The following is a 16,234-nucleotide window of genomic DNA, read 5'->3' on the forward strand; positions in this document are numbered from 1 at the left end:
CGGAAACATTCTATTTGGTTGAAAAATATAAAAAAGAAGCAAATGTTGCTCAGATGTGAGCGATTTTGGCCTGTTTTGTGCACCCGACACAGTACGCTTATTGGTAACAGGGTGGAACGACCATGTCAGATGAAAAGAACGGTGGCTTACTGTATGGCCTGGATCAGCGGATTCTGCCGCTTCCGGCATTTTTTAGCGCCTTACAGCACGTGCTGGCCGGGCTGGTGGGTATCATCACGCCGCCGTTGATTATCGGCACCTCTCTGGGGCTGGGGGAGTGGCTGCCCTGGTTAATCAGTATGTCTCTGCTGGCATCCGGTATTGGCACCTTTTTACAATCTAACCGGGTCTGGGGAATCGGCGCCGGGATGATCTGTATGCAGGGCACCAGCTTCGCGTTTCTCGGTGTGGCGATTGCGGGGGGGATGTGGGTCAAGGGGCAGGGGGGAACGCCGCAGGATATTATGGCTATGCTGTTTGGCGTGAATTTCGTTGCCGCGTTGGTTCCCTGCGTTGTCAGCCGCTTTATTGAGCCGCTGAAGCGGATTTTTACGCCAATTATTACCGGCAGCGTGATTGCGCTGATCGGTATGAGCCTGATTAAAGTCAGCGTGATTAACTGGTGCGGCGGTGAACAGACAAAAGCGTTCGCCAGTATGGGCAATATCGCCCTCGGAGCGGCCACGCTGGGGACGATTGTTTTGCTGAGTTGCGCGAAAAACCGCTGGCTGCGTCTCTCTTCGGTGGTGGTGGGGATCGCCGTGGGCTGCCTGGCGGCGGCGCTTAGCGGCACATTTCAGCTTAAAGGTATTGGCGATGTCTGGTTCCGTATGCCGCAACTGTTTCCGTTTGGTTTTCAGTTTAACAGCGCCATCTTTTTACCCGTTGCGCTGGTGTCGCTGGTCTGCATTCTTGAAGCAGTCGGCGACTTAACTGCCAACTGCCTTATCTCTAAGCAGTCTATTGATGACGGCGCTTTTCGTTCGCGACTGAAAGGCGGTATTCTTGCCGACGGGATCAGCTGTATGGTGGCAGCGATGCTGTGCGCGTTCCCTAATACTACTTTTGCGCAAAATAACGGCGTGATTCAGATGACTGGTGTCGCCAGCCGCTATGTCGGACGTTATATCGGCGTAATTTTGATTCTGCTCGGCCTGTTTCCGCCGTTTGGCGATGTTCTGCGCCAGATCCCGGCCCCGGTGCTCGGCGGCGCGACGATGGTGATGTTTGGCTGCGTCGTCGCGGCGGGGATCCGCATCATTACCCAGAATCCATTGACCCGCCGCGATATGCTGATTGTCGGCCTGGCCTTTGGGTTTGGTCTGGGGATTGAGGCCGTTCCCGCGTCGCTGTCCCATTTTCCGTCGATTGTGGGTAACCTGTTCGGTTCCGCGGCGACCAGCGGCGGTCTGGTGGCCATTGTGCTGAACCTGATTATTCCGCAAGAGAAACAGGCCGTGGGGGCGACAACAAGGAGCAACGATGATCGCGCTGAATCACTTTAACCAGCTTAGCGGGGAAGAAGCGGCCTCACTGCTGGCGCCCTGCGTTGCCGTTCCCGGCTGGACGGCGGCGCTGGTTGACGGCCGTCCCTGGCGTAACCGCCACGAGTTGCTCACCGCCGCGCGGCAGCTGATGGCTGAGTGGGGCGAAGCGGAGTTAACTCAGGCGCTGAGCGCGCATCCGCGTATCGGCGAGAAACCCGTCGGGCAACAGGCGCACGCGGCGTTATCGCGTCAGGAGCAGGGGGACGTTGATGACCGCGACGCCCGCCTGACGCAGGCGCTTCTGGCGGGTAACGCCCGCTATGAAGCCCGATTCGGGCGGGTATTTTTGATTCGCGCGAAAGGGCGCAGCGGGGAGGCGATTTTACAGGCGCTGTCGCGGCGTTTGCATAACAGTGATAGCGAAGAGGTACAGGAAGCGTTAGCGCAGTTGCGCGAAATCACCTTATTAAGACTGCAAGGAGTCATTGGCGAATGAGTACGTTAAGCACCCATATTCTGGATATCTCCACGGGCCTGCCGGCACAGGGGGTGAAAGTTGTGCTGGAACGGGAAGGGGCGCGGATAGCCAGCGGTATTACTGATGATAATGGTCGTATTGGTGAACTGAGCGGTGGGTCGCTGGCGACAGGGCGCTACCGGCTGACGGCGGAGATTGGCGAGTGGTTTGCCGCCAGCGGGCGCGATACGCTATATCTGAATGCGCAGATTGATTTTGCTATTCGTGAGGCGGCAGGCGATCACTATCATTTGCCGTTTTTAATTGCTCCTGGCGGTTGGTCAACCTATCGCGGCAGCTGATTTCAGTCCCCCAGTAATGCCGTGCACTTAAGCAAATCATCGGTGTTGTTTTCTGTTTTATTTGCCTGTGGCAATCGCATTATCGGTGGTTTAAACGAAAATCTGATTCGGTTACTGAGCTGATACGGGCTGAAATATAAAGGATATAACTTTTTTATGATTTTCAGCCTCTGAAAAGCCCCTGACGAATAACGGACTCACCGCATGGGGGTTGGGCGCATCAAGGAAACCTGGCGAGAACGCAGGCGCGCATCCAGGACTGGCCGCCAGGACGGCGGCCAGAGGGCGGGTCGAGACAGGGACAAAATTGCCGGGAGCAATTTTGAACAGCGCTTGCGCTGGCCCTGGAAGGGCGAGTCCCAGGGATGGGACGAGTAGCGTCGAGTCCCGCCCGGTCCGCCAGATGAAGCCGGAGTGGAGCGGACCGCGGAGCGGCAGGTTTTCAGCGCAATGCCGGGGGTGCAGGGGGACGGGCGAAACGTCCCCCTGCCCGTTCACACGCTGTGGATATAACGAATATCCGCGTATTTATAGTGAACGGAACAGGCCACGGAATCTGAATGGGCGAAAATGAAAAATGCGCCATTTTCGCCAGAACCACCGATTAACAGAACCGCTCAGCCAGCCGGACACTGCACCGTCAGAGCACCGCGATGCTCCCGGAAAAAGTGTTACTCCGCAGCCGCATCTCCCCATACGCGTTCGCCGTTCACCCATGTCTCGCTGATATTTCGTTCATCTCCCAGGGTCATCAGGACGAACAACTGCTCGTAGATATCGTTGCACCGTTCGCTGCGTAAGCGCTGCAGCGGCGTGACCGCCCGGTCAATAACCACAAAATCGGCCTCTTTGCCCGGCTGAAAATTACCAATTTTCTCATCAAGACGCAGAGCATGCGCGCCGCCGAGGGTGGCATGGTAAAACGCTTCGCTGGCGCGCAGACGATAGCTTTGCAACTGGCCAACTTTGTAAGCCTCGCCCAGAGTACGCAGCATACTGAACGTTGTGCCAGCCCCGACATCGCTGCCAATGCCCATACGTACCTTTTTCTGCCAGCAGGTCGGTAAACGAAACAGCCCGCTGCCGAGAAACAGGTTTGACGTCGGGCAAAAGGCTAGCGCTGAACCGGTTTCGTGCAGACATTGCCACTCGGCATCCGCAAGATGAATACCGTGGGCAAACACGCTGCGTTCGCCGGTGAGACGATAGTGGTGATAGACATCAAGATAATGCTCATGCTCTGGCCACAGGCTTTTTACCCATGCCACTTCATTGAGGTTTTCGCTCAGATGCGTATGCAGCCAGGTATCAGGAAACTCTTCCCGCAATTGTTGCACCGCCGCCAGCAGCTCAGGCGTCGAGGTCGGCGCGAAGCGTGGCGTAATAGCGTAGCCGAGGCGGCCCCTCCGGTGCCAGCGCGCAATAAGCTCTCGGGTTTGTTGGTAACTTTGCTCCGCGCTTTCGCTAAGATAGTCCGGCGCGTGGCGGTCCATCATCACTTTCCCGGCGAGCAGGCGCATATTCAGCCGCAGCGCTTCGTTAAACAGCGCATCCACCGATTCAGGATGCACGGTGCAAAATACCAGCGCGGTGGTGGTGCCGTGGCTCAGCAGCTGGTTAACGAAAAATTGGGCGATCTCCGCGGCATAGTCGGCATTGGCAAACTGGCTCTCCACCGGAAAGGTATAAGTGGTGAGCCACTCCAGCAACTGTTCGCCAAACGCGCCAATCATCTCGGTTTGCGGGTAGTGTACGTGCGCATCGACAAAGCCGGGTAGCAACAGTTTACCGCGCAGATCGCGGTAGCCTTCCTGCGGCCGCAGGTGCTGTTCACCCGCCTGCCACGGCAGCAGCGCCTCAATGCGCCCATCCCGAAGAAACAATATCCCGTCTTCCAGATAGCGCGCATGGCGGGCAATATCATCGGCGCTATCGGCAACCGCGGCGATATCAAAAAATGCGCCGCGAATTGCGGTCTCGTAGTTAATCATCATAGCTGCCTTGTGGGTTAGCAAAAGGATAGATGAGTCAGGCAAAATTGATGCCAGTTTGCGTGGGCGGCGAATCGCCGCGACAGGGGCCGCGGCGGTGGAGAGTCATCACTCTTTCTGGGCAATGGCGCTGAATCTGGCTGCGGCGCCGACGCGTTCGTCGCGGGCAATCCAGCGATAGGCCGCGCCGCTCAGCAGTACGCCGATAAACCAGCTAAAGTTCGCTACCTCATGCAGGGCCGGAATAAAACTGATGATCAGGCCGATGGCGACGGAGGGCACCAGCGCGGCGATGGCTTTCGGGTTAACGCCGTTGCGGTACCAGTATTGGCCTTTTGGCGTGTCGTCGAACAAATCGTTGACCGACACCTGCCCGCGTTTAATTAAATAGAAGTCAACAATCAGGATGCCGAACAGCGGGCCGATAAAGGCGCCCAGCACATCAAGGGTGTAGTGGATAAGCTCCGGCGAGTTAAACAGGTTCCACGGCGTCAGCAGGATTGAACCGACGGCGGCGATCATTCCCCCGGTGCGGAAGCTGATTTTCTGCGGCGAGCAGTTAGAAAAATCGAATGCCGGGGAGACAAAGTTCGCCACGATATTGATACCAATGGTGGCGGTGATCATGGTCAGCAGGCCAATCGCCACCGCCAGATCGTTGCCGACGCGGCTTACCGTCTCAATCGGGTCGGTAATCATGCGGCCAAACAGCGACTGGGTACCGGAGACAATCACCACGGTAACCACAGAGAACAGCAGGAAGTTAAATGGCAGGCCCCAGCGGTTGCCGCGGCGAATCTCGCCCATGCTTTTACCGTAGCGCGCGAAATCGCCAAAGTTGAGCAGCGGACCGGAGAAGTAGGAGACCACCAGCGCGGTGGCGGTGATCATCTGCCAGGTTTGTTCCCCGGCGCTCAGCGATTTACTGGCAAGGGTAAAGGAGATCCCGTCTAAACCGGTTTTGTATACAATCCAGCCTGCTAACGCCAGCATCACCACGTATACCGCCGGACCGGCAATATCAATAAAGCGCTTAATGGCGTTCATCCCATGCCAGAACACCATCGCCTGCAGTAGCCACATGGTGGCGAAGCAGAGCCAGCCCAGATGCGACAGGCCAAGGAAACTGGCTTCGGTCAGCGTCGACAGCGACGGCCAGAATTTCAGCAGTACCAGCATCAGCGCGTTAGCGGCGAGGTAAGTCTGAATGCCGTACCACGCAAAAGCGATCAGGCCGCGGATCACCGCCGGAATATTGGCCCCGAAGACGCCAAATGCCTGACGACAGATAACGGCGTAGGGGACGCCGGCCATCTGGCTGGGCTTCGCCACCAGATTCGCGCATAACTGGACAATACAAATCCCCACCAGCAGGCACAGTAGCACCTGCCAGCTCGCCAGTCCGAGAGTAAAGAAGCTTGCGGCGACCACGTATCCGCCCATGCTGTGCACATCGGACATCCAGAAAGAGAAAATGTTGTACCAGCTCCAGTTCTGGTCGCGCGTCGGCGCCAGATCCTCATTGCTAAGGCGTGGGCTGTAGCCGGCGTGGGGATCAGCGGCCTTAACCTGATGGGTATTGTGTGTGTTTGGCATGAAACCTGCTCCTGTCAATGAAAACCCTGTTAGATGGATCGCTGAGGCGGTTGCAGGAATCAGACCAAAAAAGATAATCTTGTATGCAATAATTTCGTTATATGTATACGATTTGGCGTTCGAATGATTAAAACCGGAGTGGTTAATGAGTAATCAACATCGTCTGCAGACCGCGCCAGCTCTGCATGACAAAGACGAATCAATCTATCAGGCGTTGATGACCGCGATTGTCGAACATCAGTTGCCGCCGGGAAGCAAACTGCCCGAAGAGGCGCTGGCAGAGGTGTTTGGCGTGAGCCGCACCGGGATCAGAAAGGTGCTGCAACGACTCGCGACTGTGCAAATGGTCACGTTAACGCCCAAACGTGGTGCACAGGTGGCCAGTCCGACTGTTGAAGAGGCGCAGGAGATTTTTCGTACCCGGGCGCTGCTGGAAGTGGCCAATTTGCCGGATGTGCTGGCCCGCTGCCAGCCGCCGCACCTCGCCGCGCTGGAAGCGATTACCCGTCAGGAGCAGCGGGCGCACGAAAATTATGATGGCCCGGCGGCGATCCGCTACTCCGCAGAGTTCCATATTCAGATGCAGGCGATTTCCGGCAATCAGGTGCTCACTGAGATGGTGACCCGTCTGAGCCAGCGCTCTTCATTAGTGATTGCGGCATGGGGATCGCCGTGGCGTCAGGGCTGTCGCTGTGACGATCATGAACAGCTTATTCAACTGCTGCGCGACAAAGCGCTACAGCCTCTGAGCGACGCGTTAACGCACCATTTTGAGCATATCGTCGCCAGCCTTTGCTTTGAGCGATCTGGTGTCACCTTACCTGATTTTGCCCGGCTGTTCGCCGCCTATAAGGAACAATAATGCCGCCTGTTTGTATACAAGTTATTAATCCCAATACCAGTCCCGGGATGACAGAAACCATTGGCGCCGCAGCCAGAGCGGTCGCCGCACCGGGAACCGAGATTCTGGCGGTCTGTCCTCGCGAGGGCGTGCCGTCAATAGAGGGACACTTTGACGAAGCCATTGCCGCCGTCGGCGTGCTGGAGCAGATTGCCGTTGGCCGTCGCCAGGGCGTGGATGGCCATGTGATTGCCTGTTTTGGCGATCCCGGCCTGCTGGCGGCGCGTGAACTGGCGCAAGGGCCGGTGGTGGGGATTGCGGAAGCGGCGATGCATATGGCAACGCTGGTCGCCACCCGGTTTTCTATCGTGACCACGCTACCGCGAACCTTAATTATTGCGCGCCATTTGTTGCATCAATATGGCTTTCAGCACCACTGCACCGCTCTGCACGCCATTGATTTACCGGTGCTGGCGCTGGAAGACGGCAGTGGCATGGCGCAGGAGAAGGTGCGCGCGCGCTGTATCCAGGCGCTGAAAGAAGATGGTTGCGGGGCTATCGTACTGGGCTGCGGCGGAATGGCGACGCTGGCGCAGGAACTGACCCATGAGCTGCGGGTGCCGGTCATCGATGGCGTCAGCGCGGCGGTCAAAATGGTTGAGTCGCTGGTGGCGTTAGGGCTGTCCACCAGCAAACAGGGCGATCTGGCATTTCCGGAACCCAAGGCGTTAAGCGGCAAATTTCAGGCGCTAAACCCATTTTAAATTGAAGGAGTAGGCGATGGTATTTTTGGCAGATGATTATCCTCGCGACCTGCGCGGCTACGGCGAGCATCCGCCGCATGCGCGGTGGCCGCAAAACGCGCGGATAGCCGTGCAGTTTGTGCTGAACTATGAAGAGGGGTCGGAAAACCACGTGCTGCATGGCGATGCCGGTTCCGAACAATTCCTGTCCGATATTATTGGCGCCGCCAGTTACCCCGATCGCCACATGTCGATGGACTCGTTATATGAATATGGCAGCCGCGCCGGTTTCTGGCGCATTCATCGGGAGTTCAGCAAGCGCGGATTGCCCCTGACCGTATTTGGCGTCGCTATGGCGCTGGCGCGTCATCCCGATGTGGTTTCGGCGATTAAGGCGGCGAACTATGACGTGGTCAGCCACGGCTGGCGCTGGATTCACTATCAGAATATGTCCATTGAGCAGGAACGGGCGCACCTGAACAAGGCGGTTCAGGTATTAACCGCGCTGTTCGGCAAGCCCCCCACCGGCTGGTATACCGGGCGCGATAGCCCGAACACCCGGCAACTGGTGGTTGAGCATGGTGGCTTTGATTATGACAGCGACTATTATGGTGATGATCTGCCGTTCTGGAGCGAGGTGACGTGCAGCGACGGCACGCGTAAACCCCATCTGATTGTGCCATATACCCTTGATGCCAATGACATGCGCTTCGCCACCGCCCAGGGGTTTAATACCGCCGAGCAGTTTTACACTTATCTGAAAGATAGCTTCGATGTGCTGTATGCAGAGGGAGAACAGGCGCCGAAAATGATGTCCGTTGGCATGCATTGCCGCCTGCTGGGGCGTCCGGGCCGTTTCCGCGCATTGCAGCGTTTTCTCGACTATATTCAGCAGCATGAACGGGTATGGGTCTGTACCCGTCAGCAGATTGCCGATCACTGGCGCGAGGTGCATCCGTTCGGTGCGTAATGGCCTGCGGATGCGTGTGTCCTCCTGCCCGGAAAGTCCACAGATAAACTCTGGCTACGCTGGAGACCCTCTCTCTTTTCGGGAGAGGGCTGGCACGAGAGGGCGACTCCCGGAGGCGGGCGTTTAGCCGGTCCGGCTGCGTCACCGGAGGGACAAAAGACCTAGCTCATCAGACTGACATGGGCGGCGACGATGCGCCAGCCAAAGGGGAAACGTACCCAGGTTTGCTGCTGGCGACCAATGCGTTCGCTCCCCTCACGGGTGAATTCGGTGCTGCATACCGCGTAATCTTCGCCGAAGGTGGTGATGGTGGTGTGGCGCAGCTCGCGCTGCAACCCGGCGGCAGGCCGGGCGGCGCGAAAAGCGCGGATTTCGTCGATGCCGTACAGATTCTCTCCGGCTCCCAGACGCACCGTGCGTTTATCGTGCCAGAACAGCTCGTCCAGCACCTCGACATCATTGCTTACCAGCGCCTCCTCATAGCGGTAAAACGCCGCGGTGACCTCGGCGAGAATCAGCGGCCGGTTAATATGGTCTTGTGTCATCATGCTGCAATCTCCGCAGGGCGGGCATCGGTGATGCCCATCTCTTCCAGTACCCGCGCCACGCGCAGGCAGGCTTGTTCATTAAACGGGGCGGCAATTAACTGCACGCCGATCGGCTGCCCGTTCGGGGTGCGTAGCGGCACCGTGACCACCGGCAGTCCGAGGAAGGAGACGGGCTGAGTGAGTATCCCCATACTGGCGCGGATCGGTAACGCCTGGCCGTTTATTTCCATCAATTGGGCGCCAATGGGGGTGGCGCAGCATGGCGTAGCTGGCGCGATCAGCACATCGGCGTGGGTAAACAGGGTTTTAAACGCCTGCTGCGCATGGCGGCGAAAGCGCTGGGCCTGAATATACCATGCCGACGGGATCATCGCCCCGGCCAGCAGGCGTTCGCGGGAGTTCGGCTCAAAACGTTCGGGCTGGCGGCGGAGTTCGGGCAGATACTGATTACCGCCTTCTGAAGCGCTGATAATAAATGCCGCCGAACGGGCCAGTTCGGCCTCCGGGAAGTTCAGCTCATCATGCGCTGCAAGCGCCTGAGCGACGCGGGCGACCGCCGCGCGCGCATCGTTATCGCACCAGGTCGAAAAATAACCGCCGAGCGTGGCGCAGCGTAACCCCTCCATGCCGCGAGTTAAAAGATTAGCGGTACGTTCGCTGGCTTTGTCCGCCTGAAAACCATCGGCAGGATCGCGCCCCTGTAGCGCGTCATAAACCGCGGAGAGATCGCCAACGCAGCGGGCAAACGGGCCAATATGGTCGAGGCTGGCGACGAAGGGATGGCTACCGGAGCGCGACAAACGGCCAAATGTCGGTTTCAGACCAAAGATCCCGCATAACGAAGCCGGGACGCGAATGGAACCGTTGGTATCGCTGCCCAGCGTGAAATGCACCAGCCCCGCGGCTACTGCCGCCGCCGATCCCCCGGACGATCCCCCGGCGATTTTGGCAAGATCGTGCGGGTTATGCGTTGCGCCATAATGGCTGTTTTCCGTCGTAAACCCGTAAGCGTAGGCGTCCATATTCAGCATCCCGGACAGCAGCGCGCCAGCGCTGTGCAACTGACGCACCGCCCAGCTATCGGCGACGGCCGGAGATCGGTCGCTAAACAGCCGGGCGCCGGCAAGGGTGGTGTGACCGGCGACATCGAACAGATTTTTCACCGCATAGGGAATGCCTGCCAGCGCGGGCAGGGGCTTTTTTTCCCGTCGCAGGGTGTCAATATTCTCCGCCTCGGCGAACATGCGCTTTTCGCTGACGTGGGTCCAGGCGTTGATCCGCGGGTTAACGCGCGCAATGCTCTCCAGAGTATGGCGGGCAATCTCTCTGGCGCTGAGATCGCCGCTTGCCAGTGCGCGCTGTATGTCGTGGATAGTTAATTCATGTAGCTTCATGCTTTATACACTCCGGCGATTTCGACGCGTTCGTCGAGGGGAAAGGCCAGCAGCGGACCGGCCATGGCGGCAATGCGGCTAAACTGCAATCTGAGTTCAGCGCGTCGGGTCTCGTCCAGCTCCAGCGCCAGCAATTGTTCCATTTGTGCAAGATAAACGTCCCATTCGGCTTGCGGTATATTCATTATTGACTCCTAATATCCGGCGGCGGAGCCGTTGCTACGCGGATCGCTGGCTCCTTCAATCAGGCCATTGGGATGGCGAACAATGGCCCCTGCGTGGCCCATGACTTCACTAAAATCGGTCAGTATTTCAACGTCGTGCCCCAGTTCACGCAGACGGGCGATACTTTCGGCACTGAAGCGGCCTTCCAGCTTGAGTGAGTCGGAGGTCTGCCCCCAGGTTCGCCCCAGTAGCCAGCGCGGTCGGCTGATGCTCTCCTGTAGCGGCGCATTTTGCATCACGTAGCGGGTGAAGATAGCGGCCTGGGTCTGCGGCTGGCCGTCGCCGCCCATTGAGCCGTAAACCATCACCCGGCCATCGTTAAGCCGTGCGGCGGCGGGATTGAGCGTGTGAAACGGCTGTTTACCGGGCGCGAGAGCCAGCAGGTGAGCCGGATCGAGGCTGAACGACGCCCCGCGGTTCTGCCAGACAATGCCGCTTTCCGGTAGCACCACGCCGCTGCCGAACTCGTGATAGAGACTCTGGATAAAGGAGACCGCAAGGCCGCTTTTATCGATTACCCCCATCCACACCGTATCGCCCGGACCTTTACCCGTCCCCCATGGTGCGGCCTGCTGGTCGTTGATGGTGTCAGCCAGCGGCTGAAGCTCTGAGGGTTTCAGCAGACTCTGGATATCGACATTCAGATGGCGCGGGTCGGTGATATGCGCATCGCGCAGGCCAAAAGCCAGCTTGGTGGCTTCAACAAGGCGGTGGACGGTCATGGCCTCGTCGGCGTCGGTCATGGCCAGCCGATCGGTTATGCCGAGGATCGCCAGTGAAACCAGTCCCTGAGTGGGCGGCGCGAGATTCCACAGTTCGCCGTGCTGATGTTCAAGCCTGAGCGGTTGCACGCGCCGTGCGCGATGGTGTCGCAGGTCGCTTAAGGTGACGGGCATTCCGTACTTTTCCATACCGCGCGCCAGATGCTCCGCCAGCGGTCCGCGATAGAAACTGTCTAAGCCTTCCTCCGTCAACCGGCGCAAGGTGTTGGCCAGCGCCGGTTGCAAAAAGCGGCTACCGGCTTGCGGCGGCTGGCCATTCACCAGCCAGGTTTCGGCAAAACCGGGTTGTTCACGTAGCTCGTGGAGTTTGTCGGCTGTGGCGCTGGCCTGTGAGACGGTGACCGGGATACCGTCCGCCGCGTAGCCGATAGCATCTTCCAGCAGGCGCGTCAGCGGCAGTTCTTTACCGGTTAAATCACGGGAAATTTTCAGCGCTTCATCCCAGCCGCTGACGGTGCCCGCTACGGTCAGCGCCGCCTTTGGGCCGCGGTGGGGGATCTGCGTCAGCCCGGCATAGGCCTGGGGCGTCGCCAGCGAACCTGCAGCGCCGCTGGCATCAATGGCAATGGGGTCGCCATCGGGCGGGACGATAAGCCAGAAACCATCGCCGCCGAGGCCATTCATATGTGGGTACACCACGGCGATCGTGGCGGCGGCGGCGACCATGGCTTCTATCGCGCTCCCGCCTTCGCGCAGCACCGCCAGCGCGCTCTGGCTGGCTAGATGATGGGGGGCGACCGCCATCCCGTGGGCGGCAACATGACTTTGCATGAGTTGTCCTCAAATAAGCGGATTGTCCGTATGGGGGTTGCAAAAGCTGTTCCATGTCTGAACATAACGTTTCAACCGTGGTCTGCGATGCGTATTTTTTGCGGAACTGGCATGCATTATGAAAGCGGTTAACGCTATAGTGCGGTGAAACGAAAGTTACAGAGGTCTTATGCAACAGCTTGATGAACGACTGAAAGCGCAGTACGCGTCTTTATCGCCGCAGGAACAGCGGGTGGCGGATTTTATTTTCGACCATTTCGATGATCTGATTAGTTACAACAGCGCGGAACTGGCGCGCCTGAGCTGCGTATCGAAAGCGACCGTCAGCCGGTTGTTCAAGCGCCTGGGCTATGAGAAATATAAAGATATGCGCGATGAGCTGCGTACCTTGCGCCAGAGCGGAATGCCGCTCACCGATAATCGCGATGCGGTACAGGGTAACACGCTGCTGGCGCGCCACTATAAACAGGAGATGGCGAACCTGACGCAATGGGTCAATGCCCTGGATGTTCAGCAATTCGCCGGGGCGATTCAGGCGCTGGTCGCCGCGCGACGCATTTTTATCGTCGGTATGCGCAACTCCTGGCCGGCGGCGCTGCATCTTCGTCAGCAGCTTTTACAGGCCCGCGGACAGATTCAGGTGTTGCCGCAGCCAGGGCAAAGTTTAAGCGAAGAGCTGGTGGATTTAACCGCTGAAGACCTGGTGGTGGTGATGGCGTTTCGCCGCCGTCCGCGCATTATTCGTCCGCTGTTGCAGCAGCTTCAGAGCCGCGGCATTCCGGTATTGTTAATGTGCGAACCGCAGGCGCATGGCCTGTTTCCGCTGGCGCGGTGGCAGCTTTGCGCGCCGCTGGATAGCGTCTCGGCCTATGATAGCTACGCCTCGGTAAATAGCCTGATCAATCTGCTGGCGAATGCTTTCCTGCACGAAATCCTCGATAAAGGCCGTCCGCGTATTCACGAGATCGCCAACCTTTACCAGCACCTGGATGAGCTCGAACAGCGATAATGGGGCGCCAGCGTGGTGCTTTGCATTATTTTGGTGCAATCGACATAAAGAGGAAACGCAGTATTGTTTCCACTTTATGTCGATTTTTTTCTTGTTTTATCGTCTTTTAACTGTGAAGTGGCTGATTGCATTATCGTGATATTTACCTGGCACATTAGTTGCAAAAGTTAATTTAAAGAATCTTTTGTTTCATGCTAACGTAACGGGTAAATACGATGAAAAAACTGTTGATCGCACTGGCCGGGGTCGCCTGTCTGTTAACCAATCTGTCAGCCGCGCGGGCTGACCAGCTACAGGATATTGAAAAGCGCGGCGTTATCCGCATTGCGGTGCCGCAGGATTTCCCGCCGTTTGGCTCGGTAGGCACCGACCTTCAGCCGCAGGGCTATGACATTGATATGGCGCGCTATCTCGCCAAAGAGATGAAGCTCAAGCTGCAACTGGTGCCGGTCACCAGCGCCAACCGCGTGCCGTATCTGCAAACCGATAAGGTTGATCTGGTGATTTCCAGTCTCGGCAAAAATGCGGAACGGGAGAAGGTGATCGATTTCAGCCGCGCCTATGCGCCGTTTTTCCTTGGTGTGTTTGGCCCGAAAGGCGAGGAGCTGAAGGATCCGGCGGCGCTGAGCGGTAAAAGCGTTGGCGTGACCCGCGGCGCGGTGGAGGACATGGTACTGACCAGCGTGGCACCGAAAGATGCGCAGATTAAACGCTACGAAGATAACAATACCACGCTGTCAGCCTGGCTTTCCGGCCAGGTACAGTATGTGGCGACCGGCAACCTGGTGGTGGCGGCCATTTCCCGCCAGAATCCCACTAAAGCGCCGGTCGTGAGCTTTATGCTGAAGGATTCGCCGTGCTTTATCGGCCTGAAAAAGAATGAACCGGCGCTGAAGGCGAAGGTGAATACGCTGATTGAACAGGGTATTAAAGACGGCACGCTGAATGGTCTGTCCGAGAAGTGGATGAAAGCGCCGCTGCCCGCCAGCCTCGGCGCATAAGGGCCGGGCATGACGGAGCAACTTCATTTCTCTGCGCTCTGGCCGCACTGGCCGGAGCTATTGGCGGGGCTGTGGGTGACCATTCAACTCACGGTTCTGGCGACGATCGGCGGCCTGACGCTGGGCATCTTCGGCGCCGCCATTCGAAGCGGGCGCGCCAGTTGGTTTAGTCGGATGTGGGGCGGGTATGTTGAACTGATCCGCAATACGCCGTTTGTGGTACAGCTGTTTTTTATCGTCTTCGGTTTACCGAATCTGGGGCTAAAGATGACGGCGGGCGAGGCCGCGCTGCTGGCGATGGTGGTGAATCTCGGCGCCTACAGCACTGAGATCGTGCGCGCCGGTATTCAGGTGACGCCGAAAGGGCAGTGGGAAGCCGGTCGGGTACTGGGACTCACCCGGACGCAGACCTTTATGCAGGTGATTTTGCCGCCTGCGTTACAGCGCATTTATCCGGCGCTGGTGAGCCAGTGCATTATCGTGATGCTCGGATCATCGGTGGTGTCGCAGGTCTCTTATGAGGAACTGACCTTTGCCGCCAACCTGATTCAGTCGCGCACTTTTCTCAGCTTTGAGGTCTATCTGGTGACCACGGGGATCTATTTAGTGTTGTCGATATCGATGCGTCAGTTACTGATGGCGGCAGGGCGTAAATGGCTGGGGGTGCAGGCATGATGACCACCTTTACCGATTGGGACATTGTCCGCAATCTGCTGCTTGCCGGGCGCTGGACGGTACTGCTGTCGCTGGTGGCCTTTGTCGGCGGCGCGCTGGTGACGTTGCCGCTATTGCTGCTGCGCCTGACCGGCGGGCGGCAGGTGCAACGCCTGATTCGCGGCTATATCGAACTGTTTCAGGGTACACCGCTGCTGATGCAGCTGTTTCTCGCCTTTTTCGGCGTGGCGCTGTTTGGTATTGATGTGTCAGCGTGGACCGCGGCGTCGCTGGCGCTGACGCTGTATACCAGCGCCTTTTTGCTCGATATCTGGCACGGCAGTATTCGCGCGCTGCCAAAAGGGCAGTGGGAAGCGTCGCGCTGTCTGGGGCTGAGCTTTGCTCAGACGTTGTACCGGGTGGTCGCGCCGCAGGCGCTGCGTATCGCCATCGCCCCGACGGTAGGGTTTGCCGTTCAGGTTATCAAGGGTACGGCGCTGGCGTCGATTATCGGCTTCGTCGAACTCACGAAAGCGGGCACCATGCTGACCAACGTGACCTACCAGCCGTTTAAAGTCTTTGCGCTGGTGGCGCTGGGTTACTTCATTCTGTGTTATCCGCTGTCCCGCTACAGTCGTTATCTGGAGAACAAGTTCAATGCCTCTCATCACCATTAATCAAATGCAGAAGTATTACGGCGATAACCATGTGCTCAAGGGTGTCGATCTGGATATCGATATGGGTGAAGTTATCTCGATTATCGGCCGCAGCGGGTCAGGTAAGAGTACGCTGCTGCGCTGTATTAACGGCCTTGAAGGCTATCAGGAAGGCAGCATTAAGCTCGGCGGGATGACCATTACCGATCGCGATTCCCAGGCGCGGGAAATCAGCCGCTCTATCGGCATGGTGTTCCAGAGCTTTAATCTATTCCCGCATATGACGGCGCTGGAAAACGTGATGCTGGCCCCGCGCCGGGTGCTGAAAAAGAGCGCCGCCGAGTGCCGCGAACTGGCCCGGCAGATGCTGGAAAAAGTGGGGCTTGGCGACCGGATTGATTACTATCCGGCCAATCTTTCCGGCGGCCAGCAGCAGCGCGTGGCGATTGCCCGCGCGCTGGCGATGTCGCCAAAAGTTTTACTCTGCGACGAGATCACCTCGGCGCTGGACCCGGAACTGGTTGGCGAAGTGCTCAAAGTGCTGGAGCAACTGGCGGCGGAAGGTATGACGCTGATCCTCGTGACCCATGAAATGAATTTTGCCCGCGAAGTGGGCGACCGCGTGGTGTTTATGCATCAGGGGCGCGTCTGGGAGCAGGGTGACAGTAAAACGCTGTTCGCCAATCCGCAGACCAGTGAACTGAAGCAGTTTATTTCATCCGTGCGCGGTCTCAACTAATTAAAGGA

The 16,234-nt window shown here is 58.0% G+C and carries 16 protein-coding genes and 1 pseudogene; 11 read left to right on the forward strand and 6 right to left on the reverse strand.

The features are described from left to right. The first annotated feature begins 122 nt into the window (after window positions 1-122). From FE839_RS07890 to uraH, 3 genes are read left to right on the forward strand one after another with little or no spacing between them, the layout of a single operon-like run. Window positions 123-1,505, forward strand: a complete 1,383-nt coding sequence (locus tag FE839_RS07890; protein WP_138360285.1) for a nucleobase:cation symporter-2 family protein — start codon at window positions 123-125, stop codon at window positions 1,503-1,505. Further along, complete coding sequence (gene uraD, locus FE839_RS07895) at window positions 1,483-1,983, forward strand: 2-oxo-4-hydroxy-4-carboxy-5-ureidoimidazoline decarboxylase (protein ID WP_138360286.1); 501 nt, start codon at window positions 1,483-1,485, stop codon at window positions 1,981-1,983. Before FE839_RS07890 ends, uraD begins: the two co-directional genes overlap by 23 nt. Beyond that, a complete protein-coding gene (uraH, locus tag FE839_RS07900; protein WP_138360287.1) occupies window positions 1,980-2,306 on the forward strand; it encodes a hydroxyisourate hydrolase in 327 nt (108 codons plus the stop codon). The genes uraD and uraH overlap by 4 nt, the downstream gene beginning before the upstream one ends. Window positions 2,307-2,977: 671 nt before the next feature. Here the strand turns inward: uraH and guaD are convergent. Further along, window positions 2,978-4,297 (reverse strand): guanine deaminase, encoded by a 1,320-nt coding sequence (guaD, locus tag FE839_RS07910; RefSeq protein ID WP_138360395.1) that lies wholly within the window; start codon window positions 4,295-4,297, stop codon window positions 2,978-2,980. Between the two features lie 108 nt (window positions 4,298-4,405). Further along, window positions 4,406-5,893 (reverse strand): NCS1 family nucleobase:cation symporter-1, encoded by a 1,488-nt coding sequence (locus FE839_RS07915; protein WP_138360289.1) that lies wholly within the window; start codon window positions 5,891-5,893, stop codon window positions 4,406-4,408. A 145-nt stretch (window positions 5,894-6,038) separates the two neighbouring features. Between FE839_RS07915 and FE839_RS07920 the strand changes: the two genes are divergently transcribed. From FE839_RS07920 to puuE, 3 genes and pseudogenes are all read left to right on the forward strand, one after another. Then, window positions 6,039-6,755 (forward strand): GntR family transcriptional regulator, encoded by a 717-nt coding sequence (locus FE839_RS07920; protein WP_138360290.1) that lies wholly within the window; start codon window positions 6,039-6,041, stop codon window positions 6,753-6,755. Further along, window positions 6,755-7,630: pseudogene (gene hpxA / locus FE839_RS07925) on the forward strand (allantoin racemase). Before FE839_RS07920 ends, hpxA begins: the two are co-directional and overlap by 1 nt. Then, a complete protein-coding gene (gene puuE / locus FE839_RS07930; RefSeq protein ID WP_241675621.1) occupies window positions 7,548-8,447 on the forward strand; it encodes an allantoinase PuuE in 900 nt (299 codons plus the stop codon). Before hpxA ends, puuE begins: the two are co-directional and overlap by 83 nt. 161 nt (window positions 8,448-8,608) lie before the next feature. Here the strand turns inward: puuE and hpxZ are convergent, their stop codons facing one another. Genes hpxZ through hpxW form a run of 4 tightly spaced genes read right to left on the reverse strand, consistent with a single transcriptional unit; the run spans window position 8,609 to window position 12,167 of the window. Then, entirely contained in the window at window positions 8,609-8,995 is a 387-nt protein-coding gene (hpxZ, locus tag FE839_RS07935; protein WP_171034841.1) for an oxalurate catabolism protein HpxZ, read from the reverse strand. Next, window positions 8,992-10,389 (reverse strand): AtzE family amidohydrolase, encoded by a 1,398-nt coding sequence (locus FE839_RS07940; RefSeq protein WP_138360293.1) that lies wholly within the window; start codon window positions 10,387-10,389, stop codon window positions 8,992-8,994. Before FE839_RS07940 ends, hpxZ begins: the two co-directional genes overlap by 4 nt. Next, a complete protein-coding gene (gene hpxX, locus FE839_RS07945) occupies window positions 10,386-10,574 on the reverse strand; it encodes an oxalurate catabolism protein HpxX (RefSeq protein WP_138360294.1) in 189 nt (62 codons plus the stop codon). Before hpxX ends, FE839_RS07940 begins: the two co-directional genes overlap by 4 nt. 9 nt (window positions 10,575-10,583) lie before the next feature. Beyond that, the gene (hpxW, locus tag FE839_RS07950) at window positions 10,584-12,167 is read right to left on the reverse strand and encodes an oxamate amidohydrolase (protein WP_138360295.1); all 1,584 of its coding nucleotides are present in this window, start codon (window positions 12,165-12,167) and stop codon (window positions 10,584-10,586) included. Between the two features lie 169 nt (window positions 12,168-12,336). Between hpxW and hpxU the strand changes: the two genes are divergently transcribed. From hpxU to FE839_RS07975, 5 genes are all read left to right on the forward strand, one after another. Continuing rightward, entirely contained in the window at window positions 12,337-13,176 is an 840-nt protein-coding gene (gene hpxU / locus FE839_RS07955; RefSeq protein WP_138360296.1) for a MurR/RpiR family transcriptional regulator HpxU, read from the forward strand. 215 nt (window positions 13,177-13,391) lie between these two features. Next, a complete protein-coding gene (locus FE839_RS07960) occupies window positions 13,392-14,177 on the forward strand; it encodes a transporter substrate-binding domain-containing protein (RefSeq protein WP_138360297.1) in 786 nt (261 codons plus the stop codon). A gap of 9 nt (window positions 14,178-14,186) precedes the next feature. Next, complete coding sequence (locus FE839_RS07965; protein WP_138360298.1) at window positions 14,187-14,852, forward strand: amino acid ABC transporter permease; 666 nt, start codon at window positions 14,187-14,189, stop codon at window positions 14,850-14,852. Next, complete coding sequence (locus tag FE839_RS07970) at window positions 14,852-15,508, forward strand: amino acid ABC transporter permease (protein ID WP_171034849.1); 657 nt, start codon at window positions 14,852-14,854, stop codon at window positions 15,506-15,508. The genes FE839_RS07965 and FE839_RS07970 overlap by 1 nt, the downstream gene beginning before the upstream one ends. Beyond that, entirely contained in the window at window positions 15,489-16,226 is a 738-nt protein-coding gene (locus tag FE839_RS07975) for an amino acid ABC transporter ATP-binding protein (protein ID WP_138360300.1), read from the forward strand. The genes FE839_RS07970 and FE839_RS07975 overlap by 20 nt, the downstream gene beginning before the upstream one ends. The last annotated feature ends 8 nt before the right edge of the window (window positions 16,227-16,234 follow it).

The sequence above is a fragment of the Klebsiella indica genome (assembly GCF_005860775.1).
Classification (GTDB): Bacteria; Pseudomonadota; Gammaproteobacteria; order Enterobacterales; family Enterobacteriaceae; genus Klebsiella; species Klebsiella indica.